Annotated in this window: 25 protein-coding genes; 7 read left to right on the forward strand and 18 right to left on the reverse strand. The window is 66.1% G+C overall.

The features are described 5' to 3' along the window. Positions 1–68: 68 nt before the first annotated feature. The 11 genes from CRO75_RS22085 to CRO75_RS22130 form a co-directional block, all read right to left on the reverse strand. Entirely contained in the window at positions 69–1,055 is a 987-nt protein-coding gene (locus CRO75_RS22085) for a sugar kinase (RefSeq protein WP_097138168.1), read from the reverse strand. Beyond that, positions 1,048–1,830: a TIM barrel protein gene (locus tag CRO75_RS22090; RefSeq protein WP_097138294.1), complete on the reverse strand. Its 783-nt coding sequence runs from the start codon at positions 1,828–1,830 to the stop codon at positions 1,048–1,050. The genes CRO75_RS22085 and CRO75_RS22090 overlap by 8 nt, the downstream gene beginning before the upstream one ends. Before the next feature lie 260 nt (positions 1,831–2,090). After that, positions 2,091–3,119: a LacI family DNA-binding transcriptional regulator gene (locus CRO75_RS22095; protein ID WP_097138170.1), complete on the reverse strand. Its 1,029-nt coding sequence runs from the start codon at positions 3,117–3,119 to the stop codon at positions 2,091–2,093. 28 nt (positions 3,120–3,147) lie between these two features. Beyond that, a complete protein-coding gene (locus tag CRO75_RS32615) occupies positions 3,148–3,417 on the reverse strand; it encodes a hypothetical protein (protein WP_143503998.1) in 270 nt (89 codons plus the stop codon). A gap of 19 nt (positions 3,418–3,436) precedes the next feature. Next, positions 3,437–4,363 carry an alpha/beta hydrolase gene (locus CRO75_RS22100; RefSeq protein WP_097138172.1) on the reverse strand — a complete coding sequence of 309 codons (927 nt, stop codon included), beginning with the start codon at positions 4,361–4,363 and terminating at the stop codon, positions 3,437–3,439. A gap of 70 nt (positions 4,364–4,433) precedes the next feature. Continuing rightward, positions 4,434–5,378, reverse strand: coding sequence for a choline ABC transporter substrate-binding protein (locus CRO75_RS22105; protein ID WP_097138174.1), 945 nt, complete (start codon positions 5,376–5,378; stop codon positions 4,434–4,436). Positions 5,379–5,515: 137 nt separating this feature from the next. Further along, a complete protein-coding gene (locus CRO75_RS22110) occupies positions 5,516–6,139 on the reverse strand; it encodes a LysE family translocator (protein ID WP_097138176.1) in 624 nt (207 codons plus the stop codon). 52 nt (positions 6,140–6,191) lie between these two features. Then, entirely contained in the window at positions 6,192–7,031 is an 840-nt protein-coding gene (locus CRO75_RS22115) for an AraC family transcriptional regulator (protein WP_097138178.1), read from the reverse strand. 75 nt (positions 7,032–7,106) lie between these two features. After that, a complete protein-coding gene (locus CRO75_RS22120) occupies positions 7,107–7,748 on the reverse strand; it encodes a DUF1345 domain-containing protein (RefSeq protein WP_097138180.1) in 642 nt (213 codons plus the stop codon). Between the two features lie 178 nt (positions 7,749–7,926). Beyond that, on the reverse strand, positions 7,927–11,055 hold the full coding sequence (locus CRO75_RS22125; protein ID WP_097138182.1) for an efflux RND transporter permease subunit: 3,129 nt from the start codon (positions 11,053–11,055) through the stop codon (positions 7,927–7,929). A gap of 12 nt (positions 11,056–11,067) precedes the next feature. Beyond that, the gene (locus CRO75_RS22130; RefSeq protein ID WP_009044167.1) at positions 11,068–12,225 is read right to left on the reverse strand and encodes an efflux RND transporter periplasmic adaptor subunit; all 1,158 of its coding nucleotides are present in this window, start codon (positions 12,223–12,225) and stop codon (positions 11,068–11,070) included. A gap of 216 nt (positions 12,226–12,441) precedes the next feature. On the opposite strand from CRO75_RS22130, the gene CRO75_RS22135 reads away from it, so the two are divergent. Together CRO75_RS22135 and CRO75_RS22140 are read left to right on the forward strand one after the other, a co-directional pair. After that, the gene (locus tag CRO75_RS22135; protein WP_009044166.1) at positions 12,442–13,143 is read left to right on the forward strand and encodes a response regulator transcription factor; all 702 of its coding nucleotides are present in this window, start codon (positions 12,442–12,444) and stop codon (positions 13,141–13,143) included. A gap of 4 nt (positions 13,144–13,147) precedes the next feature. Then, positions 13,148–14,449, forward strand: a complete 1,302-nt coding sequence (locus tag CRO75_RS22140) for an ATP-binding protein (protein WP_009044165.1) — start codon at positions 13,148–13,150, stop codon at positions 14,447–14,449. A 65-nt stretch (positions 14,450–14,514) separates the two neighbouring features. Here the strand turns inward: CRO75_RS22140 and pncA are convergent, their stop codons facing one another. Together pncA and CRO75_RS22150 are read right to left on the reverse strand one after the other, a co-directional pair. After that, the gene (gene pncA / locus CRO75_RS22145) at positions 14,515–15,177 is read right to left on the reverse strand and encodes a bifunctional nicotinamidase/pyrazinamidase (RefSeq protein WP_097138185.1); all 663 of its coding nucleotides are present in this window, start codon (positions 15,175–15,177) and stop codon (positions 14,515–14,517) included. A gap of 78 nt (positions 15,178–15,255) precedes the next feature. Then, positions 15,256–15,516, reverse strand: a complete 261-nt coding sequence (locus CRO75_RS22150) for a hypothetical protein (RefSeq protein WP_097138187.1) — start codon at positions 15,514–15,516, stop codon at positions 15,256–15,258. Positions 15,517–15,661: 145 nt separating this feature from the next. Here CRO75_RS22150 and CRO75_RS22155 point away from each other — a divergent pair, with 145 nt between their 5' ends. The 3 genes from CRO75_RS22155 to nudC all read left to right on the forward strand — a co-directional run bounded on the left by CRO75_RS22155 (position 15,662) and on the right by nudC (position 18,208). Further along, entirely contained in the window at positions 15,662–16,444 is a 783-nt protein-coding gene (locus CRO75_RS22155) for a class I SAM-dependent methyltransferase (RefSeq protein ID WP_097138189.1), read from the forward strand. Between the two features lie 114 nt (positions 16,445–16,558). Then, on the forward strand, positions 16,559–17,371 hold the full coding sequence (locus tag CRO75_RS22160; protein ID WP_097138191.1) for a crotonase/enoyl-CoA hydratase family protein: 813 nt from the start codon (positions 16,559–16,561) through the stop codon (positions 17,369–17,371). A gap of 6 nt (positions 17,372–17,377) precedes the next feature. Beyond that, entirely contained in the window at positions 17,378–18,208 is an 831-nt protein-coding gene (gene nudC / locus CRO75_RS22165; protein ID WP_009049279.1) for an NAD(+) diphosphatase, read from the forward strand. Positions 18,209–18,291: 83 nt separating this feature from the next. Here the strand turns inward: nudC and CRO75_RS22170 are convergent, their stop codons facing one another. Continuing rightward, the gene (locus CRO75_RS22170) at positions 18,292–19,071 is read right to left on the reverse strand and encodes a TSUP family transporter (protein WP_009044159.1); all 780 of its coding nucleotides are present in this window, start codon (positions 19,069–19,071) and stop codon (positions 18,292–18,294) included. 181 nt (positions 19,072–19,252) lie between these two features. After that, complete coding sequence (locus CRO75_RS22175; protein ID WP_097138193.1) at positions 19,253–20,497, reverse strand: acyl-CoA dehydrogenase family protein; 1,245 nt, start codon at positions 20,495–20,497, stop codon at positions 19,253–19,255. A 394-nt stretch (positions 20,498–20,891) separates the two neighbouring features. On the opposite strand from CRO75_RS22175, the gene sfnG reads away from it, so the two are divergent. Next, positions 20,892–21,986, forward strand: coding sequence for a dimethylsulfone monooxygenase SfnG (gene sfnG, locus CRO75_RS22180; protein ID WP_097138195.1), 1,095 nt, complete (start codon positions 20,892–20,894; stop codon positions 21,984–21,986). Between the two features lie 95 nt (positions 21,987–22,081). Here the strand turns inward: sfnG and CRO75_RS22185 are convergent, their stop codons facing one another. Together CRO75_RS22185 and CRO75_RS22190 are read right to left on the reverse strand one after the other, a co-directional pair. Continuing rightward, positions 22,082–22,561, reverse strand: a complete 480-nt coding sequence (locus CRO75_RS22185; RefSeq protein ID WP_007932923.1) for a nuclear transport factor 2 family protein — start codon at positions 22,559–22,561, stop codon at positions 22,082–22,084. Between the two features lie 54 nt (positions 22,562–22,615). Continuing rightward, positions 22,616–23,194 (reverse strand): TetR/AcrR family transcriptional regulator, encoded by a 579-nt coding sequence (locus tag CRO75_RS22190; protein ID WP_009044156.1) that lies wholly within the window; start codon positions 23,192–23,194, stop codon positions 22,616–22,618. Positions 23,195–23,400: 206 nt separating this feature from the next. Between CRO75_RS22190 and pssA the strand changes: the two genes are divergently transcribed. Next, a complete protein-coding gene (pssA, locus tag CRO75_RS22195; RefSeq protein WP_097138197.1) occupies positions 23,401–24,744 on the forward strand; it encodes a CDP-diacylglycerol--serine O-phosphatidyltransferase in 1,344 nt (447 codons plus the stop codon). A 486-nt stretch (positions 24,745–25,230) separates the two neighbouring features. On the opposite strand, the gene CRO75_RS22200 is transcribed toward pssA, so the two are convergent. Beyond that, entirely contained in the window at positions 25,231–26,430 is a 1,200-nt protein-coding gene (locus CRO75_RS22200) for an MFS transporter (protein WP_097138199.1), read from the reverse strand. Positions 26,431–26,563 lie beyond the last annotated feature (133 nt).

Below are 26,563 nucleotides of genomic sequence, written 5' to 3' on the forward strand. Positions count from 1 at the left end.
TTGTTGTTTTTGTCGCAACAGGTAACGCGTTGGTTCAGTCGGGTTGAGGTGTCTTCACGGTTTTGTCGCTATAGGGCTTGTACGGTTTCCGTTGCCGTGGGCCGGCTGGCGAGCGCTTGCGCGGCGGCCACGGGCAGTTCATCGCGGCTCGGCAGACCTTCCATGTCGCCGCGGCTCTGCACCGCGCGGCTGCCGATCCAGTTGGCGCGCTGCACGGCCTCGGCGACGCTGTGGTTCTCCAGCAGGGCGCTGATCAGGCCGACGGCGAAACCGTCGCCGGCGCCCACGGTGTCGACCACCTGGGTCACCGGCACGGCTTCGACGAAACCTTCGTGCAACGGGGTGCGGTAGTAGGCGCCATGGGCACCGAGCTTGATCGCCACGACTTCGACGCCCTGGTCCAGGTAAAACGCGGCGATATCGGCCGGGTCTTCATAGCCGGTCAGCAGGCGGCCTTCGCTCAGGCCCGGCAGCACCCAATGGGCGAGCACGGCCAGGCGGTTGATTTCCTCGATCATTAGTTGTTCGCTGCCCCACAGGCCGGGTCGCAGGTTGGGGTCGAAGGACACGCTGCGGCCGGCCGCGCGCATCTTGCTCATCAGGCTGTGGGACAGCTCCCGGGCCGAGGCCGAAAGCGCCGGGGGAATGCCGGTGGCGTGCAGGTGCCGGGCGCGCAGCAGCTGGGGGTCGATGTCGGCGACGCTCAGGTGGCTGGCCGCCGAACCGCGGCGGAAGTACTCCACCCGCGGATCGTCGCCGTGCTCCTCCAGGGACTTGAGCTGGAAACCGGTGGGGTGTTGCCGGTCGGTGGCGACGAAGCGGCAGTCCACGCCTTCGGCCTGCAGGCTGTCGACGACGAAGCGCCCCAGGGAGTCGGCGCCGACCCGGCTCAGCCAACCGACCTTGAAGCCCAGGCGCGACAGGCCGATGGCCACGTTGCTGTCGGCGCCGGCGATGCGTTTGTGGAAGTGGCCGACCCGGGCCAGGTCGCCGCTCTGTTCGGCGACGAACATCGCCATGGTTTCACCGAACGACAGGATATCGAGCTCAGACATGGGCGTGCTCCAGGCGGGACTGGCCGAGGCGGGCGAGGGTGGCGACGTGTTCGCGGGTCAGCTGCACCAGGTCTTCGCCTTGCAGCGGGTATTCCACGGCCCGGGTCACGCCTTGAGTCATGTGCCGCAGCAATTGTTCCCACAGGTGCAGGTCGGCCGTGCCCGGCGGTATCGCTACCAGCTTGCCGTCGGCGCGCCGGGCCACGGCCTTGCAGTGCACGTAGCCGACATACCGGCCGAGCAGGCGCGCGGCGACGGAGGCGGACTGGTCCTGCCACTGCCAGTTGCCGATGTCGAAGGTCATCTGCACCGGCAGGCGATGGCGCTCGACCTCGGCGAAGAAGCGCTGGAAGGGTTCGATGCGCCCGCCGTGCAGGGTCTGGTCGTTTTCCACCAGCAATTGCACCGGGGACTGCGCCAGCAGCAGGGCCAGCTGGGGCAGGTCGTTGTGCTCGGTGAAATACCCCAGGGACACCTTGAGGCTTTTTGCGCCGAAGGCTTCGGCCCGTTGCAGCGCCTGTTCCAGCAGCGGGTTGGCCCGGGAACGCCCGGCCACCCAGAGTTCCAGCGGCGAAGAAAACACGCTTTCCAGTTGCCGCTCGCGGGTGGCCCGGGCCAGCTGGGACGGGTCTTCGACGGTCAGCAGCTCTTCGCGCCATTCGATGCGCGACGCGCCGGCGGCGGCCAGCACCTCGATGAAACTGCCCTGGCCCTGCTCACGGACGCGGTCGGCGCCGTAGCTGGACAGGCTGATGGAGACAGGCGATTTATTCATGGTCATGACCTCTGAAACCGGTTTCATTTCTTCTCAAAAAAAGCCCCCAAAAAGAAGCTCATTTCCCTATCTTCATGCCTGCGCCGTTCCCTGTAGCCGCTGCCGCAGGCTGCGATCGGCGGCGTAGCCGTGGTAACCCGGCCGAAGCGTTTTCCAGGCAGATCGCGGACGCAGGTTTTGCGGCAACTGCGTTGCCGATCGCAGCCTCGCAGGCTCGGCAGCGGCTACACCGGCAGCGCGATTCCCCAGTCGATCAGTAGTTACAGGGTTCCTTGTTGCCGGGTGGAACCGCGGACGATCAGCTCGGCCGGGAAGTCCAGCATCCGCAGCGGCTCGACATCGCCGCGCAAACGCTTGAGCAGGCACTCGAAGGCGCTGGCGCCGATGCGTTCGGTGGGTTGGGCGAGGGCGGTGATGCCGCTGCCCACCAGCGGGTACCAGTCGAGGTCGTCGAGGGCGATCAGGCCGATCTCGTCGAACAGCGGGCAGCCCAGCTCGCGCAAGGCTCGGGTCGCGGCCAGGGCGGCGACGCCGTTGGCGCAGAACAGCGCTTTCGGGCCAGGGCCGGGGGCGGCGAGGAACTGTTGCAGCTGCTGGTTCAGCGCGGCGCCGGTTTCCACCGCCGCGCCTTGCAACGCCGGGCGTTGCTCGATCTGCGCCTTGAAACTGTTGCTGCGTTCGATCCGCGAGCTGGTGCCGTCATGGGGTTCGCTGACCAGCAGCAGGTCGCGGTAGCCGCGTTCTTGCAGGTGTTCGATGGCGCTGCGCACGGCTTGCGGGTTGTCCAGGCCAACCAGGTCGCTGTGCAGCTGCTCGACCTTGCGGTCCACCAGGACCATGGGCATTTCCCGGTGCAGTTCGCGCAGCTCGTCCAGATGATGGCCCAGGGTGTTCACGATCAGGCCTTCGATGTTGTACGAGCGCAGGTTGGCCAGGTGCTGGCGCTCCTGCTCGTCGTCGCGGTCGGTGTTGCACACCACCAGGCTGTAGCCGTGCTGGCGGCAGGCGGTTTCCACGCCATGCATCACGGCAATCGAATAGGGGTTGCGGATATCGGCCACCAGCATGCCGATCAGGCGCGTGCGCCCGCGTTTCAGGCCACGGGCCATCTGGTTCGGGCGGTAGCCCAGCTCGCTGATGGCCTGTTCAATGCGCAGGGCGATGGCATCGGAGAGCAGGGCGCGGTCTTCGCCGATAAAGCGCGACACGCTGGCCTTGGAGACCCCGGCGCGTTCGGCGACATCGAGCATGGTGACGCGGCTGCGCTGGGCGGCGGAAAAACTGTTCACGGGCGGTGACCTGTCTTTAGCGTTCTTGTTATGGGGTGTATCCGCTCCAGGTGCGACGTTCTGCCGCATCGCTGAAACCGGTTTCAGGAAACAGCAAAGCGCTTTCGTCGTCAAGCGCGATCAGCGCCAGCGGCATGAAAAAAATGTCATGCAGTCGATTGCGGGCGGTCTTCTTCGGCAGAGGAGGTGTCTGGCACCGGCGTTGCGGGTGATCGCGGGCAAGCCTCGCGCCTATGAGGGAAGTCATGCGCGTGATGGGCTCTTCGTAGGAGCGAGGCTTGCCCGCGATAAAGACCACGCGGTTTCCCGGAGAAAGACTATTCGAGGCAGCCACGCAGATAGTCGAGCAGGGCGCCATACAGCGCATCCACCTCCGGCGCCAGGCCCCGGGCGCGCAGGCAGCCATGCACCAGGCCGAGGCCCGGGTACAGCTGGCTGTGGCCGCCGGCGGCCAGCAGCCGCTGGTGATACAGCGAGCCGTCGTCGCGCAGCGGGTCGAACTGCGCCAGGGCGATAAAGGCCGCGGGCAGGCCGCGCAAGTCCGTGGCCAGCAAGGGTCGGGCATAAGGCGAATGCCGTTCCGGGCTGGGCAGGTACAGGGCCTGGTAGGCGTCCAGGTCATTGCTGCCGAGCAGCGGCGCGTCGGCGCACTGGCTGCGCGAGGGCAGGTCGGCGGCGCCACCGAGGCTGGGGTACAGCAGCACCTGGGCGGCGGGCAGCTGTTCGCCGCTATCGCGCAGGGCCAGGCACAAGGCCGCGGCGAGGTTGCCGCCGGCGCTGTCGCCGATCACCAGCTGCCGCCGGGCATCCAGGGCAAAGGCGCTGGCGCCGGCCTGCAAGGCGCGCCAGGCCGCCAGGCAATCGTCGAAGGCGGCGGGAAACGGATGCTCGGGCGCCAGGCGGTAATCCACGGCAATCACCAGCACCTGCAACTGCGCCGCCAGGTAGGCGGTGATGAAATCGTGGGAATCCAGGTCGCCCACCATCCAGCCGCCACCGTGCAGGTACAAGAGGCAAGGCCAGCCCTGCGCGGGCATCGGAATGGCGGGGCAATAGGCGCGCGCCGGCACCCCGGCCAGTTGCAATTCGCTGACTCGCAGGCCCTCGGGACGGGGCGGGGTGAAGGCACGGCACATGCGGCTGTAGCTATCGCGCAGGCCCTGGGGGCTGTTGTCGGGGCTGGCGAAGCTCAGGGTGCGCTCGACGAAGGCGGCGAGTTGGCGAGAGAGCGGGTAGTGGCGCATGGGCGGGAGTGTCCGTTGTCTGGAAGAGGGCAATCGCGAGCTGGCTCGCGATGAGACCGGCAGGGCGCCACTATTTCAGGCTGGCCTGCACCGCCGCCACGCCGTCCTTGCCCTCGAAGCTGCTGACCCCGGCCAGCCAGCGTTGCAGGTCTTCGGGGTGCTCGCGCAGCCATTGCCGCGCCACGTCCTGGGGCGTCCTGCGTTCCATGATCGGCACCATCAGCTGGCTTTCCTGGGCCGCGCTGAAGGTCAGGTTCTGCAGCAGGCGCTGGACGTTGGGGCAGCGCTCGGCGTAGTCCGGCGCGGTGACGGTGGACACCCTGGCCGCGCCTTCGTTGGGGCCGTAGACGTCTTCGCTGCCGGTCAGGTAGGCGATCCGCATGTTGATGTTCATCGGGTGCGGGGTCCAGCCGACGAAGACCACGAACTCCTTGCGGTTGATCGCCCGTTGCACCGCCGCGAGCATGCCGGCCTCGCCGGACTCCACCAGCTTGAAGCCCTTGAGGCCGAAGCGGTCGCTGTCGATCAGCGTCTTGAGGGTGGTGTTGGCGCCGCTGCCGGGCTCGATGCCATAAATCTTGCCGCCCAGTGGCTCCTTGAAGCGGGCGATGTCGGCGAAGGTCTTCAGGCCTGCGGCGGCGACATAGTCCGGCACGGCGAGGGTGGCCTGGGCGTCAGCCAGGCTGGGCCTGTCCAGGACCTTGACCTGCCCGGCCTCGAGGAACGGCGCGATGTTCTTGTCCATCGCCGGCTGCCAGTAGCCGAGGAAGATGTCCAGGCGCTTGTCGCGGATGCCGGCAAAGATGATCTGCTGCACGGCGCTGGTCTGTTTGCTCTCGTAGCCGAGGCCGGTCAGCAGCACGTCGGCCATGCCGCTGGTGGCGATGACGTCGGTCCAGTTGACCACGCCCATGCGCACGGTCTTGCAGGAGGCGGGCTCGCTGGCCCAGGCGTTGGCGCTGAGGAGCAGGGCGCCGCAGAGCAGCGGGAGACAAGGCTTGAACAGGGTTTTCATCAGAGGGTCTCGTCCGGCAGGTTGTTATTGTCGGGAGCGGCGTCTTTAGTGCGCCGTGCTCGCCACTGTAGGTAACCCTGGCCGTTATGAAAGCGCCCTGAGGCGACCGGCTCTTGCACTGGGGCGACTCGCTGGCCTCAGGCCCACAGGCTCGCCCAGGCCGAGGCCAGCAGCAACAGCGCCATGCCCTGGTTGAAACGCTGCAACGCCAGGGGCGAACGCAGCAGCCGGGCGGAGCCGGCGCCAAGCAGCGCCCAAGCGCCCAGGCAGGGCAGGGACACCAGGAAAAACACCAGCGACAGGTACAACACCTGGTCCTGGCGTTCGCTGCCGTTGCCGGCGAACACACTGATCACGGCCAGGGCCATCATCCAGGTTTTCGGGTTGACCAATTGCAGGCTGGCGGCACCGAGCAGGCCCAGGCGCCGGTGGTGGGTGTGCGCTTGTGGGGCGAGGGACGCGGCCGGGGCACGGAAGATCTGCCAGGCCAGGTAGCTCAACCAGATCACCCCGGCCCAGCGCATGGCGTTCGGCAGGCCGGGCACTTCCATCAGCGTGCGGCCGAGGCCGCTGCCCACCAGCATGACGATGCCGGCGGCGGCCACGCAGGCGCCGAGCACGATCGGCAGCGCGGCCTTGAAGCCGTAGCGGGCGCTGTTGCTCAGCACCAGGATATTGGTCGGCCCCGGGGTGATCGAGGCCACGAAGGCGAACAGCAGGAAGGGCAGCAGGCTGGGCAGGGAAGGTAAGAAGGAGAACATCGTGGGCAGGCTCCAGTGAAGATCGAGGGAGCCGATCTTCGCCGGTGCGGGTTCAGGTGTCTGGAAGGTTTGAGCAGCGCTTGCGGTAGGCCGCCGGGGTCAGGCCATAGGCGCGGACGAACCAGCGGCCCATATGGCTCTGGTCGGCGAACCCCAGGGCCATGGCCACCTCGGCCGGCTGTTCGCCGCGGGCCAGCAGGCGCCGGGCCTTGGCCAGGCGCAATTGCACCAGGTAGGCGTGGGGCGGCAGGCCATAGGCGGCCTTGAAGGCGCGGGTCAGACGGAAGCGATCGACGCCACAGACCGCGCCCAGCTCGTCCAGGCTGATGTCCTGCTGGGCGTGGGCATGCAGGTAGTCGCGGGCCTTGTGCGCCACCAGGGGCTGGCGCGGGTCTGCGTGGTAGCGCTTGCGCCAGTGCAGGTGGCCGGTGAGCTGGTCGAGCAACTGGTCCATGGCGCTCTGGCGGACGATGCGCAGCTCGCCGTGGTGCAGGCTGTGGAAGGCATTGCTGGTGGCCAGGGCCAGGCGCTGGTCGCTGGCCAGGGTGGTGGCGAAACTCAGCTGGCTGTCGGCCGGCGCCTCTTCGAACAGCGCGCTCAGCTCACGCTCCAGCCAGTGCGGGTCGAGGTACAGCATGCGGTAGGTGAAGCCGCTTTCGGTGGGGGCATCGCCGTCGTGGATTTCCCCGGGCTCGAGCAGGAACACCTTGCCCGGGGTGCTGTGAAAACGCTCGCGCCGGCAGTGGAATTGCTGCACGCCTTCTTCGGTCACGCCCACCAGGTAGCTGTCATGCCAGTGAGGGTCGTAGGCATGGCCGGTGAAATGGGCGCGCAGGGTCTCGATGCCGGTGTCGGCGTCCTGGGCCAGATCGATCCAGTTGTGCGCGTTCATGGAATATCCGTGACGAGGGCGGGACCGCCAGTTAGCGCCCGCCGGCCGGGGCAGATCTAGAACATTTGTGCGGCATCAGCTGAACAGCCCGGCGGCAATATTGATGGAAAACCCGAGGATCGCGGTGTTGAACAGAAAACCGATCAGCGACTGGGCCAGGACGATCTTGCGCAACTCGCGGGTGGCGACGCCGACGTCGGCGGTCTGCACCGCCACGCCGATGGTGAAGGAGAAGTACAGGAAGTCCCAGTAATTGGGGGTAGTCAGGCCTTCGGCAAAGCGCAGCGCCGGTTCCTTGCCGCCCCAGGTGTAATAGAGACGGGCGTAGTGCACGCTGAAGATCACCCCGATCAGCAACCAGGAACCGATCACCGTCAGGCCGGTAAAGGCGTAGTGCAGCAGGCGCCGGCCGGTTTCCAGGTCCTTGCTGACGGACAGCGAGAGGGTGATGGCGGCAAGGCTGGCGATGGCCGCGATGCAGACCATGAACAGCACCAGCCCGGCGTTTTCGTCCTCGACCTCGGCGATGCGCTTGACGTCGTCGGCCTTGGACCGCGCGGTGAGCCAGCACATCAGCGCCAGGTAACTCCAGACCCCGGCGTTCCAGCCGATGAGAATCTTGCTGATCAGCAGGTCGGCCGGCACCAGGACGCCCGCGGCCAGGCCGATAAAGGCACCGAGGGTCAGGCGAGGGTGGGTACGTACAAGAAGGGACATGGCGGCTCGCAGTGGCGGATTTGCCGCAAACCTTAGCATGCCGTCGCCGCAGGGGCGGTGGCCCCTGCGGTTACATGGCTTTTGTGGAGGAGCGAAGCTTGCTCGCGATGAGTCTTCAACGGCGGCTTGATAAGCCTTCAACGATCACGCGATACGCTGAAGACCCGCCGCCGCATGACTATTCGGCCGCTCCTGGTGTCGTGATGCTCACCGCTTTTTTGCCGTTGCGCTGGACCAGCCTCATTACCACCACGAAGAACACCGGCACGAATACCACCGCCAGGGTCGCGGTGATCATGCCGCCGATCACCCCGGTGCCGATGGCCTGCTGGCTGGCCGAACTGGCGCCGCTGGCGATGGCCAGGGGCACCACGCCGAGGATGAAGGCCAGCGAGGTCATGACGATCGGCCGCAGGCGCAGGCGCGCGGCCTGCACCGTGGCGTCCACCAGGTCGTGGCCTTCGTCGTACAGGCTCTTGGCGAACTCGATGATCAGGATCGCGTTTTTCGCCGACAGGCCGATGATGGTGATCAGCCCGACCTTGAAGAACACATCGTTGGGCATGCCGCGCAGGGTCACCGCGAGCACCGCGCCAAGCACGCCCAGAGGCACCACCAGCAGCACCGATGTCGGAATCGACCAGCTCTCGTACAGCGCCGCCAGGCACAGGAACACGATCAGCAGCGACAGCCCCAGGAGCAGCGGCGCCTGGCTGCCGGACAGACGTTCCTGCAACGACAGGCCGGTCCATTCCTGGCCCAGGCCGGTGGGCAGCTGGCTGACCAGGCGCTCGATTTCCGCCATGGCCTCGCCGGTGCTGTGGCCCGCGCTCGGCTCGCCGGAAATGCTGATGGCCGGGTAGCCGTTGTAGCGGGTCAACTGGGTCGGGCCCTGGGTCCAGCGCGCCTGGGCAAAGGCCGACAGCGGCACCATCTTGCCGAGGTTGTTGCGCACGTTGATCTTCAGCAGGTCTTCCACCTGGCTGCGTCGATCGCCCTCGGCCTGGACCACCACTCGCTGCATCCGCCCCTGGTTGGGGAAGTCGTTGATGTAGCTGGAACCGACCGCGGTGGACAGCACATTGCCGATGTCGGCAAAGGACACGCCCAGGGCATTGGCCTGCTTGCGGTCGACTTCCAGGTGCACCTGCGGCGCCTCGGCCAGGGCGCTTTCGCGCACGTTAGCGAGGATCGGGCTCTTTTCCGCGGCGGCCAGCAAGTCGGTGCGGGCCTGCATCAGCGCGGCATGGCCGAGGCCGCCGCGGTCCTGCAGGCGGAACTCGAAGCCGCTGGAGGTGCCCAGGCCGTCCACTGGCGGTGGCAGCACGGCGTAGGACACCGCGTCCTTGATTTCACTGAAGGCTGCGTTGGCCCGGTCGGCGATGGATTGCGCCGAGTCGTCGCTGCCGCGCTGCGACCAGTCCTTGAGGGTGGTGAAGGTCAGCGCGGCGTTCTGCCCGCTGCCGGAGAAGCTGAAGCCGAGAATCACCGTGCTGTCGCCGACCCCCGGCTCGCTGGCGTTGTGCGCCTCGATCTGTTCCACCACCTGGATCGTGCGGTTCTTGCTCGCGCCCGGGGGCAGCTGGATGTCGGTGATGGTGTAGCCCTGGTCTTCCACCGGCAGGAACGAAGAGGGCAGGCGGCTGAACAGCAGCCCCAGGCCCACCAGCAGCACGCCGTACACCAGCAGGTAGCGGCCGCAGCGTTTCAGCGCGTAGGCGACCCAGCGCTGGTAGCCGTCGCTGAGGTTTTCGAAGCGCCGGTTGAACCAGCCGAAGAAGCCGCCTTTTTCATGGTGCTCGCCCTTGGCGATCGGCTTGAGCAGGGTGGCGCACAGGGCCGGGGTCAGGGTCAGGGCGAGGAAGGCCGAGAACAGGATCGAGGTGGCCATCGACAGCGAGAACTGCTGGTAGATGACGCCCACCGAACCCGGCATGAAGGCCATCGGCAGGAACACCGCCACCAGCACCAGGGTGATGCCGACGATGGCACCGGTGATCTGTTGCATCGCCTTGCGCGTCGCCTCCCTGGGCGACAGGCCCTCGCTGGCCATGATCCGTTCGACGTTCTCTACCACCACAATGGCGTCGTCCACCAGGATGCCGATGGCCAGGACCATGCCGAACATGGTCAGCACGTTGATCGAGAAACCCAGCGCCAGCAGGGTGGCAAAGGTGCCCATCAGCGCCACCGGCACCACCAGGGTCGGGATCAGGGTGTAACGGATGTTCTGCAGGAACAGGAACATCACCGCGAACACCAGCAACATGGCTTCGCCCAGGGTGTAGACCACCTTGGTGATCGAGACCTTGACGAAGGGCGAAGTGTCGTAGGGGATCTTGTATTCCACGCCAGCCGGGAAGTAGCGCGACAGCTCGTCCATCTTCGCCCGGATCAGAGTCGCGGTGCTCAGGGCGTTAGCTCCCGGCGACAGCTGCACGCCGACCGCGGTGGAAGGCTTGCCGTTGAGGCGGGTGGAGAACTGGTATTCCTGGCTGCCGACTTCCACCCGGGCGACGTCGCCGATGCGCACGGTGGAGCCGTCCGGATTAGCCCGTAGGACGATGTCGGCGAACTCTTGCGGGGTCGACAGCTGGCCCTTGACCAAGACCGTGGCGGTGATTTCCTGGCTCGAGTGGCTCGGCAGGTCGCCGATGCTGCCGGCCGAGACCTGGGCGTTCTGCGCGACGATCGCCGCGTTGACGTCGGCCGGGGTCAGGTTGAAGCCGATCAGCTTCTGCGGGTCGATCCACACCCGCATGGCGCGCTCGGCGCCGTACAGCTGGGCCTTGCCGACCCCGTCCAGGCGGCGGATCTCGTTCATCACGTTGCGCGCCAGGTAATCGCTGAGCGCGGTGTCGTCGAGCTTGCCGTCGCTGGAGGTGAGGGTGATCAGCAGCAGGAAGCCGGCCGACACCTTTTCCACCTGCAGGCCCTGCTGGGTCACCGCTTGCGGCAGGCGCGGCTCGACCACCTTGAGGCGGTTCTGCACGTCGACCTGGGCCATTTCCGGGTTGGTGCCCGGCTGGAAGGTGGCGGTAATGGTGGCGCTGCCCAGGCTGCTCTGGGACGAGAAGTACAGCAGGTGGTCGGCGCCGTTGAGCTCCTCCTCGATCAGGCTGACCACGCTTTCGTCCACGGTTTGCGCCGAGGCGCCCGGGTACACGGCGTAGATCTCGATGCTCGGCGGGGCGACGTTGGGGTACTGCGCCACCGGCAACTGCGGGATGGAGAGGGCGCCGGCCAGCAGGATAAACAGGGCGACCACCCAGGCGAACACCGGACGGTCGATAAAGAATTGCGGCATGAGGGTTCCTACCTACTGTCCAGTGGTCTGGGCAAGGGGAAGAGGGCTGTCGTCGATCTGCACCTTTTCGCCCGGACGGGCGTGCTGCAGGCCCTCGACGACGATACGGTCGCCGGCCTTGAGGCCTTCGCTGACGATCCAGCGGTCCTGTTGCACGGCGCCCAGTTGCACCGGACGCTGCACCACCCGCTGCTCGGCATCCACCAGCAGCACCTGGGCGATGCCGGCGCTGTCGCGCTGGATGGCCCGCTGCGGCACGCTGATGCCCTGGCGGTTCACCGCTTGCTCCAGGCGTACGCGAATGAAGCTGCCGGGCAGCAGGTCGAGGTCCGGGTTGGGGAACTCGCTGCGCAGGATGATCTGGCCGGTGCTCGGGTCGACGCTGAGGTCGGCGAACAGCAGCTTGCCCGGCAGCGGGTAGAGGCTGCCGTCGTCCTGGATCAGCGTGGCCTTGGCCTGGTCCTGGCCGACCTGCTGCAGCTGACCGGCGCGGAAGGCGCGGCGCAGGTCGTTGAGCTCGCGGGTCGACTGGGTGAGGTCGGCGTGGATCGGGTCCAGCTGCTGGATCAGCGCCAGCGGCGTGGTCTCGTTCTGGCCCACCAGCGCGCCTTCGGTGACCAGGGCGCGGCCGACGCGCCCGGAAATCGGCGCGGTGACGGTGGCATAACCCAGGTTCAGCCTGGCGCGCTGCACGGCGGCCTGGTTGGCGGCTACGTCGGCGGCGGTCTGGCGCGCGTTGGCCCGGGCGTTGTCGTATTCCTGGGCGCTGATGGCCTGGTCTTCGATCAACTGGGCGTAGCGCTGCTCCTGCAAGCGGGCCTGGAAGGCGTTGGCCTCGGCCTTGCGCAGGCTGGCCAGGGCGCTGTCGAGGTCGGCCTTGAACGGCGCCGGATCGATGCGAAACAGCACGTCGCCCTGCTTGACGTCGGTGCCTTCGCGGAAGGTCCGCTGCAGCACCACCCCGGCCACCCGTGCACGGACCTCGGCGATACGCGGCGCGGCGATGCGCCCGCTCAGTTCGCTGCTGATCGACAATGGGCGAGTCTCGACGGTTTCGATCCGGACCTTGGCCAACGGCGCCTGCTCTTCGGCGGTGGAGGCCCGGTCGCAAGCGCTCAGCGCGGCTGCCAGCAACAACAGGCAGAACGGCGCAAACAGGTTTTTCGACATGCTGATACCCCAATGATGACTGCGGCATGCTAAGGGCATGCCGCCAGGACCGCTGTGAAGCTGTGTAGGTGCTGTGTGAAAAAGTGTGAAACGAATGCTCGGGTGCGCGCGAGGTTGTATATCCTTTGTGCCTCGCTGATCGGGCGACGGCTTCCCAGGGAACATTCTAAGGAACGTTGTCGCTGTGTTTTTATTCACTCAAAGACTTCAATCCCCATGCCCAACATCCTTCTGGTCGAAGACGACTCCGCGCTCTCCGAACTGATCGCCAGTTACCTGGAGCGCAACGGCTATCAGGTCAATGTCATCAGCCGCGGCGACCAGGTGCGCGAACGGGCGCGGGTCAACCCGCCGGACCTGGTGATTCTCGACCTGATGCTGCCCGGCCTGGACGGCCTACAGGTCTGCCGCCTGCTGCGGGCCGATTCGGCGTCGCTGCCGATCCTGATGCTGACCGCCCGTGATGATAGCCATGATCAGGTGCTGGGTCTGGAAATGGGCGCCGACGATTATGTGACAAAGCCTTGCGAGCCGCGCGTACTGTTGGCGCGAGTGCGCACCCTGTTGCGCCGCAGCAGCCTCGGCGAGCCGCAGACCGCCAGCGACCGGATCCTCATGGGCAACCTGTGCATCGACCTGTCGGAGCGTACCGTGAGCTGGCGCGACCAGCTGGTGGAGCTGTCCAGCGGCGAATACAACCTGCTGGTGGTGCTGGCCCGGCATGCCGGCGAGGTGCTGAGCCGCGACCAGATCCTGCAACGCCTGCGGGGCATCGAGTTCAACGGCACCGACCGCTCGGTGGACGTGGCGATTTCCAAGCTGCGGCGCAAATTCGACGACCACGCCGGCGAGGCGCGCAAGATCAAGACCGTGTGGGGCAAGGGTTACCTGTTCAGCCGTTCCGAATGGGAATGCTGAATCGATGCTGAGAATCCTGATTCGCCTGTACCTGGTGACCATCGTCTCGTTCAGCGCGGCGATCTACCTGGTACCGGAGCTGGTGGTGAAGGTCTTCCACGAGCGTTTTGTCACTTACAACCTGGATTATTCCCGGGGCCTGCAGACCCTGATCGTCAAACAGTTTCGCGGCCTGCCCTCAGAGCAGTGGCCGGCCCTGGCCGCGGAAATGGACCAGGAGTTCCAGCCGCTGCACATTGTCCTGACCCGCAACGACGATGCCGATTTCACCCTGTACGAGCGCGAACGCCTGCAGCGCGGCGAGAACGTGGTGCGGGTCGGCGACTGGGGCTGGCGCACCCTCGCGGTGGCGCCGCTGGACGAGCAGATGGCGGTGCAGATGGTGGTGCCGCCGGACCCGATCGACGTCAGCCTGCTGTACTGGAGCATCAACGTGCTGATCGGCGCGACCATGCTCGCCTGCCTGTTGCTCTGGCTGCGGCCGCACTGGCGTGACCTGGAGCGTCTGAAGCACGCCGCCGAGCGCTTCGGCAAGGGCCATTTGAGCGAGCGCACGCAGATTCCCTCGAGCTCCAATATCGGCAGCCTGGCCAATGTCTTCGACACCATGGCCGGCGACATCGAGAACCTGCTGAACCAGCAACGCGACCTGCTCAACGCGGTGTCCCACGAGTTGCGCACGCCCTTGACCCGGCTCGACTTCGGCCTGGCACTGGCGCTCTCCGACGACCTGCCGGCGACCAGCCGCGAACGCCTGCAAGGGTTGGTGGCGCATATTCGCGAGCTGGACGAACTGGTGCTCGAGCTGCTGTCCTACAGCCGCTTGCAGAACCCGGCGCAGTTGCCGGAACAGGTCGAGGTGTCGCTGGACGAGTTTATCGACAGCATCCTCGGCAGCGTCGACGACGAACTGGAGTCCCCGGACATCGTCATCGATGTGCTGCTGCACGGCAGCCTGGAACGCTTCAGCCTCGACCCGCGGCTGACCGCCCGGGCGATCCAGAACCTGCTGCGCAACGCCACGCGCTATTGCGAAAAGCGTATCCAGGTCGGGGTGCACGTCAGCGAGCGCGGCTGTGAAATCTGGGTCGACGACGATGGCATCGGCATTCCCGACGACGAGCGCGAGCGGGTGTTCGAACCCTTTTACCGCCTGGACCGCAGCCGCGATCGCGCCACCGGCGGCTTCGGCCTCGGCCTGGCCATCAGCCGCCGGGCCCTGGAAGCCCAGGGCGGGACCCTGACCGTCGAAGCCTCACCGCTGGGCGGCGCGCGTTTCCGCCTGTGGCTGCCGACACCGGCCTGAGCCTTGCCGGGCCCCCCCGGCGACGGGGAATGGCCGGCAAACCGGCGTTTAGGGAAGGTGTTGCATCAGCACAAGGCGGTCGGCTGCAGTTCGCTGGCCTTGATCAGGTTCACCCCCGCCGCGCGCATCTGCCGGGTGGCCTTGTCCAGCGAGCCGTCCATGTCGATGGCCCGGCAGGCATCGACGATCACGAAGGTATTGAACCCCGCCGCCCGCGCATCCAGCGCCGACCAGGCCACGCAGTAGTCCAGGGCCAGCCCCACCAGATACACCGTGTCGATGCCGCGCTGGCTCAGGTAGCCGGCCAGGCCGGTCGTGGTGCTGCGGTCCGCCTCGACGAAGGCCGAGTAACTGTCGATATCCGGATTGCAGCCCTTGCGCAGGATCAACTGGGCGTGGGGCAGGTTGAGCTTGGGGTGCAGTTCGGCACCACGGCTGGCCTGCACGCAATGGTCCGGCCAGAGCACCTGCGGACCATAGGGCAGTTGGATGATGTCGTTCGGCGCGTGGCCGTCGTGGCTGGAGGCGAACGAGATATGCCCGGCCGGGTGCCAGTCCTGGGCGATCACCACCTGCTTGAAGTGGCCGCCCAGGTGATTGATCAAGGGCACGATCTGCTCGCCTCCGGGCACGGCCAGCGCGCCACCGGGGATGAAGTCGTTCTGTACGTCGATGACCAGCAGCGCCTTGCGTGAGCGACGGCTGCTGGCGGTTTTGGCAGTAGGCATGTGCAAGCTCCCTGGGTTGAGCAATGAGTCCATTCTTCCAGAGCATAGCGCGCCCGTTCCATGGCGCCGTTCCATCGGTCAGGGCGTGGGAAGCGACTGACCTCGGGTCTTGCCGCCAGCGGCGATGGCTTCTTCGTAGCGGTCATGGGGGAGCAGGCCACAGGCCTGGTCGGTGCGGGCGGCGTCCGGTAGCCGGGTGGTGCGCTGGCTGACGCAGCGCTGGTTCTTGCTGTCCCAGCCCTGGCCGTCCGGGCAGTTAGCGGCGACCGCCAGCAAGGTCGTCAGCAGGCCGCCGGCGAGCAGCAACGGGGCGCCGAAGACGAGGGCAGGGATGTTCATCGCGCGGTCTCCATGGGGATAGCGGTCCCTCCGTTAAAGGTCCATCGCCCTGGCCGCGCCGCCCAGACTGACCGATTTTTCATGCCGTCAGTCGCCTGGGCGGGGCTATGCTGGGCAGCACTGGGCAATGATCTGGAGCCGACCGATGAAAGACCCGCAACCTGCGATCCATCACGCTGCCGCCGACGGCTACAAGGGCGCGGCCGACACCTACGTGCGTGGCCGCCCGGACTACCCGCCGGCGCTGGATCAGTGGCTGCGCACCTGCCTGGGCTTGCAGGCCGGGCAGGTGGCGGTCGATCTCGGCGCCGGCACCGGCAAGTTCACCGGGCGCCTGCTGGCCACCGGGGCGCGGGTGATCGCCGTGGAGCCGGTGGCGCAGATGCGCGCCAGGCTCGCCGCCCGCTATCCCCAGGCCGAAGCCCTGGGCGGCACCGCCACTGCTATTGCGCTGGCCGACGAATCGGTGGACGCCGTGGTCTGCGCCCAGGCCTTTCACTGGTTCGCCAGCCATGAGGCGTTGAGCGAAATCGCCCGGGTGCTCAAGCCGGGCGACCGCCTGGGCCTGGTGTGGAACCTGCGCGATGCGCGGGTGCCGTGGGTGCAGCGCCTGGACCGGATCGTCAACGCCCTGCAAGGCGACACGCCGCGCTATTACACCGGGGCCTGGCGCCAGGCCTTTCCCCATCCGAGTTTCACGCCTTTGCAGGAGCAGCACTTTCGCAACAGCCACAGCGGCGCGCCGCAGAACGTGATTTTCGATCGGGTGCGCTCCACCAGCTTTATTGCGGCCTTGCCGGATGCGCAGAGGGCGGAGGTCGACCGGCAGATCGCCGCCTTGATCGCCGAAGAGCCGGAGCTGCGGGATAAATGCGTGGTCAGCGTGCCTTACGAAACCGCGGCGTTCTGGGCCCACAAAATCCCCTGATTGCTTTTGCAGGAGAGAGCAGTCCCGGTTTTGGCCGATGCGCTGCCTTACTGCACGGCATGGGCCCTTGCTATAGTTCGGGCCTCATTTTTTTGCCCGGTAAGGAATGCTGCCATGTCCGAATATCAAGCCTTTCGCGTCGAACTTGCTGACAACATCGCCCATGTGCAGATCAACCGGCCGGAAAAGATCAACTCGATGAATGCCGCGTTCTGGAGCGAGATCATCGAGATCTTCCGCTGGATCGACGACACCGACGCGGTCCGCGTGGTGGTGCTGAGCGGCGCCGGCAAACACTTTTCCTCGGGCATCGACCTGATGATGCTGGCCGGCGTGGCCAACGAACTGGGCAAGGACGTCGGGCGCAACGCGCGCCTGTTGCGACGCAAGATCCTGCAACTGCAGGCATCCTTCAATGCCGTCGACAACTGCCGCAAGCCGGTGCTGGCGGCGATCCAGGGTTACTGCCTGGGCGGCGCCATCGACCTGATCGCCGCCTGCGACATGCGCTACGCCGCCGCGGACGCGCAATTCTCGATCAAGGAAATCGATATCGGCATGGCCGCCGATGTCGGCACGTTGCAACGTTTGCCGCGTATCATCGGTGACGGCATGCTGCGCGAACTGGCTTACACTGGGCGCACCTTCGGCGCCGAGGAGGCGCGCAGCATCGGCCTGGTCAATCGCACCTACGCCGACAGCGAAAGCCTGCTCGACGGCGTGATGGGCATTGCCCGGGAAATCGCCAGCAAGTCGCCGATCGCCGTCAGCGGTACCAAGGAAATGATCGGCTACATGCGCGACCATCGCATCGACGACGGCCTGGAATACATCGCTACCTGGAACGCCGCCATGCTGCAATCCACCGACCTGCGCGTGGCCATGGCCGCCCATATGAGCAAACAGAAACCTGAATTTCTGGACTGATTGAACATGACTTCACGCTGGACCACCGCAGTACTGGATATCGACCTTCCCGGCGGCTGGGCCGTGGCCCGGGGCCCGCAGGGTTTTCTGTTCGACGACAACGGCGCGCTGTTCCCCCGCGAATGGCTCAAGCGCCAGGACCTGCCGATCCTCGCCGAGCACGGCATCGGCCACCTGGATGGCGAGCCGGTGTACCTGCTGGAGCTCAAGAGCGTTTCCGAGGTGCCGGGGTGCAATTGGAAAGGCCTGCGGGCGTTCATGCTCGACGGCGATCACACCCTGTACAAGGTCCTGGGGTATGCCGCGCAGATCGGCACCTGGGCCCGCGAGCACCGCTTCTGCGGCAACTGCGGCCAGCCCATGACCCAGGTGATGCGCGAGCGGGCGATGTACTGCGAGCCCTGCGACCTGCGCAGCTACCCGCGGATTTCGCCGAGCATGATCGTGCTGATCACTCGCGGCGACGAGGTGTTGCTGGCGCGGTCGCCGCGTTTCGTCCCCGGGGTCTACAGCACCCTGGCCGGGTTCGCCGAGCCGGGCGAGTCGGCCGAGGACTGCCTGGTGCGCGAGGTGCGCGAAGAGGTGCAGATCGAGGTCAAGAATATCCAGTACATCGGCAGCCAGTGCTGGCCGTTCCCGCATTCGATGATGCTGGGTTTTCATGCCGAGTACGCCGGCGGCGAGATCGTGCCGCAGGAAGACGAGATCGAGGATGCGCAGTGGTTCAACGTGCATGCGTTGCCGCCGCTGCCGGCGTCACGCTCGATTGCCCGTTACCTGATCGATCTGTATGTGGCGCGGCGCCTGGGCTTGGCGGAGCCTGTATTGCCCGGTTGAGCCCCGGCTGGAAGCAAGCTGGAAGGAGCTGGAAAAACGGCGCGGGCGAATCCATTGGGTTCGCCCGCTGTCGTTTCAGTGGGTCAGACGGCGCTGAACCAGTGCTGCCAGGCCAGGCGCACGGTCAGGCCCAGGACCACGGTGATGAACACCGGGCGAATGAATTTCGCGCCGCCGCTGATCGCGGTACGGGCGCCGAAGAAGGCGCCGACCATCAGCGACAGGCCCATGCTCAGGCCGATGGCCCAATCCACCTGGCCGGAGAAGATGAAGATCGACAGCGCCGCCGCGTTGCTGACGAAGTTCATGCTGCGCGCCACGCCGCTGGCCTTGACCAGGTCGATGGGGTAGAGCAGCAGGCTGCTGACGGTCCAGAAGGCGCCCGTGCCGGGGCCGGCCACGCCGTCGTAGAAGCCGAGGCTGAAGCCCTGGGTCGATTGCCACTTTTTCTTGATCGGCGCCTCGCTGTCCAGCGGCGCTTTCGGCGTGCCGCCGAACAGCAGGTACACGCCACAGGCGAAGACGATCACCGGCAGCATCTTGTTCAGCCACTCGGCCGGCAGGTAATGGGCCACCACCGCGCCGGTCAACGCGCCCACCAGGGTGCCGACGATGGCGTGGGTCCATTGCCGCGGGTGGAACAGCTTGCGCCGGTAGAAGGTGAAGCTGGCGGTGGCCGAACCAAAGGTCGAACTGAGCTTGTTGGTGCCCAGCACCAGGTGCGGCGGCAGGCCGGCGGTAAGCAGCGCCGGGGTGGTGAGCAGGCCGCCGCCGCCGGCAATGGCATCGATAAAGCCGGCAATGAAGGCAACGAGGGCCAGAATGGCGAGGGTGGTCAAATCTACGCTGAGTTCGAAAGGCATGGGATCGACTTATTTCGGCGGGGCGCAGAAGAGCTGCGCGAAAGGTCGGTATCTTACCCATAACCTCGGATGCCTGCGACCGTGCCAGAGCCTTATCGCGAGCAAGCTCGCGCCTACAGAATGGCCTGACTCCTGTAGGCGCGAGCTTGCCCGCGAAAGATCCCTCAGTCTTCCCAGCCCCTCAGGCTTGTTTGCGCTCCGGCCCGTTGCCGATCTGCCACACGAACGGCGGTTCGCTGCCATTGATCAGCCAATCGCCGACGATGCGCGCCTTGTAGATCACCGGGTTGTGCGACGACAGGGTACGGGCGTTGCGCCAGTGACGATCGAGGGCCTTGCCCTGGCGGATATCCGAAGCGCCCAGGGCATTGAACAGTTCGCTGGTGGCGCGCTGGATCAGCTCGGTGACCACCACCTGGGCCGTGGCCGACTGGATTTCCGCCGCGACATTGGCTGCCCGCTCCGCCTCGTCGTTACCGGAAAAACGTGCCAGGTAGGCCTGCTGCGCCGGTTCCGCCGCGCGCACCGCGCTGGCCTCGGCGGCGTACACCAGGGCCGAGATTTCTCCGACCACCTGCTGCACCTGGGCATCCTCGCTGACCCGGGGCGCGTTGCCGTGGCTGTAGATGCGCTTGCGGGTGCGCACCTCGTGAGCCACATCGCGCACCGCGGCGCGGCCCACGCCCGCCAGTGTCGCCAGCAGCACCAACTGGTAGAAGGCGGTCTGGTATTTGAAGCGGGTGGCGAAGTCGATAAGGTTTTCCGCTTCCACCTCGGCATCGACAAAGCGCGAGGTGCCGCTGCCCGTGGTGCGCTGGCCGAAGCCGTCCCAGTCGTCGCTCTGCACGATGCCCGGCTGGCGGGTGCGCACCGCGGCGATCACGTCGCCACCGGTGTCGCTGCGCCGGGCGTAGACATCGATCCAGTCGGAGAAAATGCTCCCGGTGCTGTAGAACTTCTCGCCGTTGAGCCGCCACTTGTCGCCGGCCGGCGAGACCTGGGTGATCACCTCGCCAATGGCCACGCTACCGATCTCGGTCCAGGCGCAGCCAACAATGTCGCCCTCGACGAAACGCTTGAACCACAGGTCCCGTGCCGGGCCCGGGGCAGCGTTGAGGCGGTCCTCGGCAAAGGCGAAATGCCCGCGCAAGGCTTGCGGCACGTTGGAGTCGGCCTCGGCCAGTTCGATCAGCAGCTGGAACAACTGCGGCAGGGAGGCGCCGCCGCCACCGTATTCCACCGGCACCCGCACCGCGCCAAAACCGGCTTCCTTGAGCCACCCGATCGCCTCGTACGGCAGGCTGCGCGATTGCTCGCGCTCCACCGCGCCGGCGGCGATCCGCTTGAAGATCGGGCGGAAGCGCCCGGCCAGGGCTTCGTAGTCGACGCCTACGGACAATGGATTGATTACCTGGTGTTCGGTCATGGGCACAGCTCCTTCTCGGCAATAAATTGGCTCGGCAGTGAAAACGTGGTTTCTACGGACGGGATTGCACGGTCCGTGCCGGGAGGCGGGTGGCCGTAATCAGCGGGCCGGGCGCAGGGTGGCTGGTCGGCAACTGTTGCCCAGCCAACAGCGCATCAACAAATCGACCTGTTCACGCAGGGTTCGACGGTCTACCTGTAGCCGCTGCCGCAGGCGGCGATCGGCTGCGCAGCAGACGCTGCCTGTGCCGACGCAGGAAGGCCCTTCGGGCCTTTGCGCAGCCTGCGGCAGCGGCTACAGGGCGCGCGCGGCTCCGGAGTTTTCCGGCTGGCACGGTTGCTGCTCTGTTCCCCGGACACTGTTATTCGAACACTTCAGTCGCGAGGACAAGCCAATGAGTCAGCAAGCCGTCAAATTTGCCTACTGGGTACCGAACGTCAGCGGCGGGCTGGTGGTCAGCAAGATCGAGCAGCGCACCCACTGGGGTATCGACTACAACCGCAAGCTGGCGCAGTTGGCCGAGGCCGCCGGTTTCGAGTACGCCCTGACCCAGATCCGTTTCACCGCCGGTTACGGCGCCGAGTTCCAGCATGAGTCCGTGGCGTTCAGCCATGCGCTGCTGGCCGCCACGGAGAAGCTCAAGGTGATCGCGGCGATCCTGCCCGGCCCCTGGCAGCCGGCGCTGGCGGCCAAGCAGCTGGCGACCATCGACCAGCTGACTAATGGCCGGATCGCGGTGAACATCGTCAGCGGCTGGTTCAAGGGCGAGTTCCAGGCCATCGGCGAACACTGGCTGGAGCACGACGAGCGTTATCGGCGTTCCGAAGAGTTCATCCGTTCCCTCAAGGGCATCTGGAGCCAGGACAACTTCACTTTTCGTGGCGACTTCTATCGCTTCGACAACTACAGCCTCAAGCCCAAGCCGCTGGGTCAGCCGGAAGTGTTCCAGGGCGGCAGTTCCCGCGCCGCGCGGGACATGGCGGCACGCGTCTCCGACTGGTATTTCACCAACGGCAACACGCCGGAAGGCATCAAGGCCCAGGTTGACGACATCCGTGCCAAGGCCGCGGCGAACAAGCATTCGGTGAAGGTTGGGGTCAATGCCTTCGTGATTGCCCGCGACACCGAGGAGGAAGCACGCGCGGTGCTGGCCGAGATCATCGACCAGGCCGATCCGGAAGCGGTGAACGCCTTTGGCGACGCGGCGAAACAGGCGGGCAAGGCCTCGCCGGAAGGCGAGGGCAACTGGGCCAAGTCCACTTTCGAGGACCTGGTGCAGTACAACGACGGGTTCAAGACCAACCTGATCGGCACGCCGCAGCAGATCGCCGAGCGCATCGTCGCCTTGAAGGCGGTGGGCGTGGACCTGGTGCTGGCGGGGTTCCTGCATTTCCAGGAAGAGGTGGAGTACTTCGGCAAGCGTGTGTTGCCACTGGTGCGCGAGCTGGAAGCCAAGGCGGCGCTGAAGCGCGAGGATGCCGCGGCTTGAGAGAGATCATTGCAGGAGCGCAGCGTGCTCGCGATAGCGGTCCGTCGGACAGACCGCGGTGCCGGCATCGCGAGCAAGCTCGCTCCTACAAGGGATTACAGGCCCAGGTCGGACAGCCCCGGATGGTCATCCGGGCGCCGGCCCAGCGGCCAGTGGAACTTGCGCTCGCTTTCCTTGATCGGCATGTCGTTGATGCAGGCGTAGCGGTTGGACATCAGGCCGTGCTCGTCGAATTCCCAGTTCTCGTTGCCGTAGGAACGGAACCAGTTGCCCGAGTCGTCGTGCCATTCGTAGGCATAGCGCACGGCGATGCGGTTGTCGGTAAAGGCCCAGAGTTCCTTGATCAGGCGATAGTCCAGTTCCTTGGCCCATTTGCGGGTCAAAAAGCCCTTGGCTTCTTCGCGGTTGTGGGCGAACTCGGCGCGGTTACGCCACTGGGTGTCCAGGGTGTAGGCCAGGGACACCCGCTGCGGGTCGCGGGAGTTCCAACCATCTTCGGCCAGGCGGACCTTTTCAATGGCCGACTCGCGGGTGAAAGGGGGAAGTGGCGGACGAACTTCAGCGTTAGATGACATTTAAAGTCTCCAATAAAAGTTGAGGTTCAGCAGTGTCGAACTTGTTTTAAACGATTACAGGTCCAATAACTTTCGCGCCATGCATTGCGCATTATCGGCGGCACTGCGATCACCCATCACAAGTGCAACGGTAATGGCACCGTCGATCAGGATCAGCAGCTGTCTGGCTTGCTCCTGCGGATCTTCGGTGCCGGGTTTTTCCGAGGCGTGTTCCTTGCAGAGCTCGAACACGTAGTCGAACAGTTTCTGTTTGTGCGCCCTGGCCACCACCCGCACCGGGTCCTGCGGGTCGCCGGTCTCGCCGCTGGTATTGATGAAGGCGCAGCCGCGAAAGTCCTCCGAGGCAAACCAGCCGCCCAGCACCGTGAACAGGTTGAGCAGGCGCGCGGCCGCGGTCGGGGCCTTGTCCACTTCGCTGCGAAACCAGTGCATCCAGCGCAGGTCGCGGCGTTGCAGGGCGGCCACCACCAGTTCGTCCTTGGTGGTGAAGTAGCGGTAGATGCTCTTTCTGGAGACGCCGGCGGTCTTCACCAGAAGATCCATGCCCGTGGCGGCGATGCCACTTTTATAGATCAACTTTTCGGTGACATCCAGAATGATGTCGCGTGTGTCGTTGCTAGTGATTTCGTTCATGTGGCGTACAGTAGAACGATCGTTCTCCTTGGTCAATAAGTTATTTTAAATCGATGGATTCATTGTCGCGGCCCATCCCGTCACCCGCGCTTGCGCGGCAGGCGCGAGAGGGCAGGCGACAAATCTTCACAGCGCCCCGCAAGACCCGGGCCGGCACCTTGGTGTAAGCTCTTGCGCTCTTTTGGATTCGACCTTCTGCGAGCCCTATGCCGTCGCTTTTCAAACGTTCCCTGCTGCCCAAATTGCGCAGCTTCCCGCTGGCTGCCGATGACCTGTCCATCCTCAATGGCGCCGCCGAATTCCGCCGTTGCCTGCTGGAGAAGATCGCCCAGGCCACCCGGCGCATCTATATCGTCGCGCTGTACCTGCAACAGGACGAGGCCGGCCAGGAAATTCTCGATGCCTTGCACGCCGCCAAGGCCGCGCGTCCGGAGCTGGATGTGGTGGTCGTGGTCGACTGGCTGCGCGCCCAGCGCGGGCTGATCGGCGCCGGCAAGCAGCCGGGCAACTCGGCCTGGTACCAGGAAATGACCCGCACCCACGAAAGCGAGGTGCCGGTGTACGGCGTGCCGGTGCAGACCCGCGAGCTGTTCGGCGTGCTGCACCTGAAAGGGTTCGTGATCGACGATTGCGTGATCTACAGCGGCGCCAGCCTGAACAACGTGTACCTGCACAAGTTCGACAAATACCGCTTCGACCGCTACCACCTGCTGCACAACCGCGACCTGGCCGACTCCATGCAGCACCTGGTCCAGCATGGCCTGGTGGCGTCGCGGGCGGTGCATCGCCTGGACCTGCCGAACCTGCCGACCACCCGCAGCCTGCGCAACGACATCGGCGACCTGCGCAGCCGCCTCAAGCATGCGGCCTACGACACCAGTGCCGGCGGGGTACTCAAGGACCAGTTGTCGGTCAGCCCGCTGCTCGGGGTGGGCAAGAACAACCCGCTGAGCCGGGTCATCTGCGAACTGATCGCCAGCGCCCAGCAACAGCTGACCATCTGCACGCCGTACTTCAACCTGCCGCTGGCGGTGACCCGGGAAATCAACCGCGCCCTGGCGCGCGGGGTGAAGATCGACATCATCGTCGGCGACAAGACCGCCAACGACTTCTACATTCCGCCGAGCGAGCCGTTCAAGGTCATCGCCGCGCTGCCGTACCTCTACGAGATCAGCCTGCGGCGCTTCGCCAAGCGGCATCAGAAGGCCATCGACAGCGGTCGCCTGAACCTGCACCTGTGGCGCGATGGCGACAACACCTATCACCTCAAGGGCATGTGGGTGGACCAGCGCTACACCTTGCTCACCGGCAACAACCTCAACCCGCGGGCTTTCCGCCTCGACCTGGAAAACGCCTTGCTGCTCGACGACCCCAAGGGCGAGTTGCTGGAACCGCGGCGCCAGGAACTGGAAACGATCTTCCGCCACACCCGGCGCATCGAGCACTTCCAGCGCCTGGAAACCCTGGTGGACTACCCGGCGGCCGTCGGCAAGTTCCTGCGTCGGGTCAGCCGGGTGCGGATCGAGCGGTTGCTCTACCGCATCCTCTGAGGTCCGCGGCGAACGATCCACGATGGGGTCGTTCTTGCTGGCCCTGAAGCCCCTGCGGGGCTTATCGCAGCCTGCGGCAGCGGCTACAGGAAGCCAAGCCCCGATCCTGTAGCCGTTGCCGAGCCCGCGAGGCTGCGATAGGGCCCGCAGGGCCTTCATCGGTCTTGAGATCGCCGCGCCCCTTCGACGTACGCAGCCTGCGGCAGCGGCTACACGAAGCCAGGTCCCGCCTGTAGCCGCTGCCGAGCCCGCGAGGCTGCGACAAGGCCCGCAGGGCCTTCATCGGTCTTGAGATCGCCGCGCCCCTTCGGGACGTACGCAGCCTGCGGCAGCGGCTACAGGAAGCCAGGCCCCGATCCTGTAGCCGTTGCCGAGCCCGCGAGGCTGCGACAAGGCCCGCAGGGCCTTCATCGGTCTAGGGATCGCTGCGCCCCTTCGGGACGTACGCAGCCTGCGGCAGCGGCTACAGGGGTATCGGCGGTCGGATCAGCTGGGGCTTTTCGCTGCTGGCCAGACCGCCACCAACAGCAGCAACAGCGTGGCAATCAGGTAGGGCAGGCGCGGTTCGAGGGCGTAGATCAGCGAGCCGGCCAGGGGGCCGATGACCACGCCAAACCCCTGGGCCGCGCCGATGGAGCCGGCGGTGGCGCCTTGTTCGGAGGCGTCCACGGCGTTGGCCGCCAGGGCGGAGAAGGACGGGAAGATCGCACCCATGCCCGCCGCCGAGACGAAGAACCCCAGCCACAGCCCCCAGGCGCTCTCCACCAGCATGCAGCCGGCAAAACCGCTGGCGGCCAGCAGCGCGCCGGCGCGGATCATCCGCAGCGGCGGCCATTCGAGTTTGCGCACCACCAGTTGCGAGCAGATCAGCGCCACGCCGACCATGGCCAGGGCGATGCCGGCGGCCTGGGCGGCGTCGGCGCTGTCCAGGCCCAGGCGGTCGAGGGCGTAGAAGCTCACGGTGATCTGCGCGATGGACACACAGAGCATGGCGACGAAGGCCACCGCCATCGGCCGGCGCAGCCGTGGGTCGCTCAGGCGTACCGAGCGTGGCGCCTGCTTGAGGTGCAGTTCCTGGCGCGGCAGCTTGTACAGCAGCACCAGGAACGCCGCCAGCGGCAGCACGGCCATGGCGTACAGCGGCAGGCTCAGGCTGACCCGGGCCAGCAGCGCGGCCACGGCCGGCCCCAGCACCAGGCCGACGGCGTTGGCGGCGCCCAGGGTGGCCATGGCGCGAGCCCGATGCTCGGGTTCGACGTTGTCGGCGATCAGGGCAAAGCCGCCCACCGGGATGGCCGCGTAGAACACCCCGATCAGGCCGCGCCCGAGCATCAGGCCGATAAAGGCCAGCCACATGCCCGGCAACAGGTGCAGCGAAACATCGATGAACAGGCACAGCGCCCAGTAGGCGAGGGTGAAGCCGGCCGTGCCGAGCAGCAACACCCGACGGCGCCCGAAGCGGTCGCTGGCCTGGCCCCAGGGGCGCGCCAGGAGCATCCAGATCACCCCGGACACGGTCACCGCCGCGCCGGCCTGCCAGGTGGCCAGGCCGAGCACGCGCACGATCGGGCCGATCAACGAGACGAAGGCCATCATCGACATGGTGCAGGCCATGTAGGCGAGCATCAGCGGCAACAGTTTGAACGGCGCGGCGGTCTGCGGCGGTTGGGCCGTGGCAGTGGACATGCAGGGTCTTCCATGAAAGTCGGGAGTGCGCGGGAGGTTATAGACAAAACGCGCCCGCGCCCAAGGTTATTGGCGCAGGTGATGGTAACCCGGCAGGGCGGGTGACGGGGCGAGTCATCGGCACGCTGGCCGG

This window comes from Pseudomonas sp. LAMO17WK12:I10, from assembly GCF_900215185.1.
Taxonomy (GTDB): domain Bacteria; phylum Pseudomonadota; class Gammaproteobacteria; order Pseudomonadales; family Pseudomonadaceae; genus Aquipseudomonas; species Aquipseudomonas chlororaphis.

Bases quoted from the DNA above. Each gene is read 5' to 3' on its own strand.
- CRO75_RS22085 (WP_097138168.1), bottom strand. From the start codon at position 1,055: ATGTCTGAGCTCGATATCCTGTCGTTCGGTGAAACCATGGCGATGTTC.
- CRO75_RS22090 (WP_097138294.1), bottom strand. From the start codon at position 1,830: ATGAATAAATCGCCTGTCTCCATCAGCCTGTCCAGCTACGGCGCCGAC.
- CRO75_RS22100 (WP_097138172.1), bottom strand. From the start codon at position 4,363: ATGCGCCACTACCCGCTCTCTCGCCAACTCGCCGCCTTCGTCGAGCGC.
- CRO75_RS22105 (WP_097138174.1), bottom strand. From the start codon at position 5,378: ATGAAAACCCTGTTCAAGCCTTGTCTCCCGCTGCTCTGCGGCGCCCTG.
- CRO75_RS22110 (WP_097138176.1), bottom strand. From the start codon at position 6,139: ATGTTCTCCTTCTTACCTTCCCTGCCCAGCCTGCTGCCCTTCCTGCTG.
- CRO75_RS22115 (WP_097138178.1), bottom strand. From the start codon at position 7,031: ATGAACGCGCACAACTGGATCGATCTGGCCCAGGACGCCGACACCGGC.
- CRO75_RS22120 (WP_097138180.1), bottom strand. From the start codon at position 7,748: ATGTCCCTTCTTGTACGTACCCACCCTCGCCTGACCCTCGGTGCCTTT.
- CRO75_RS22125 (WP_097138182.1), bottom strand. From the start codon at position 11,055: ATGCCGCAATTCTTTATCGACCGTCCGGTGTTCGCCTGGGTGGTCGCC.
- CRO75_RS22130 (WP_009044167.1), bottom strand. From the start codon at position 12,225: ATGTCGAAAAACCTGTTTGCGCCGTTCTGCCTGTTGTTGCTGGCAGCC.
- CRO75_RS22135 (WP_009044166.1), top strand. From the start codon at position 12,442: ATGCCCAACATCCTTCTGGTCGAAGACGACTCCGCGCTCTCCGAACTG.
- CRO75_RS22140 (WP_009044165.1), top strand. From the start codon at position 13,148: ATGCTGAGAATCCTGATTCGCCTGTACCTGGTGACCATCGTCTCGTTC.
- pncA (WP_097138185.1), bottom strand. From the start codon at position 15,177: ATGCCTACTGCCAAAACCGCCAGCAGCCGTCGCTCACGCAAGGCGCTG.
- CRO75_RS22150 (WP_097138187.1), bottom strand. From the start codon at position 15,516: ATGAACATCCCTGCCCTCGTCTTCGGCGCCCCGTTGCTGCTCGCCGGC.
- CRO75_RS22155 (WP_097138189.1), top strand. From the start codon at position 15,662: ATGAAAGACCCGCAACCTGCGATCCATCACGCTGCCGCCGACGGCTAC.
- CRO75_RS22160 (WP_097138191.1), top strand. From the start codon at position 16,559: ATGTCCGAATATCAAGCCTTTCGCGTCGAACTTGCTGACAACATCGCC.
- nudC (WP_009049279.1), top strand. From the start codon at position 17,378: ATGACTTCACGCTGGACCACCGCAGTACTGGATATCGACCTTCCCGGC.
- CRO75_RS22170 (WP_009044159.1), bottom strand. From the start codon at position 19,071: ATGCCTTTCGAACTCAGCGTAGATTTGACCACCCTCGCCATTCTGGCC.
- CRO75_RS22175 (WP_097138193.1), bottom strand. From the start codon at position 20,497: ATGACCGAACACCAGGTAATCAATCCATTGTCCGTAGGCGTCGACTAC.
- sfnG (WP_097138195.1), top strand. From the start codon at position 20,892: ATGAGTCAGCAAGCCGTCAAATTTGCCTACTGGGTACCGAACGTCAGC.
- CRO75_RS22185 (WP_007932923.1), bottom strand. From the start codon at position 22,561: ATGTCATCTAACGCTGAAGTTCGTCCGCCACTTCCCCCTTTCACCCGC.
- CRO75_RS22190 (WP_009044156.1), bottom strand. From the start codon at position 23,194: ATGAACGAAATCACTAGCAACGACACACGCGACATCATTCTGGATGTC.
- pssA (WP_097138197.1), top strand. From the start codon at position 23,401: ATGCCGTCGCTTTTCAAACGTTCCCTGCTGCCCAAATTGCGCAGCTTC.
- CRO75_RS22200 (WP_097138199.1), bottom strand. From the start codon at position 26,430: ATGTCCACTGCCACGGCCCAACCGCCGCAGACCGCCGCGCCGTTCAAA.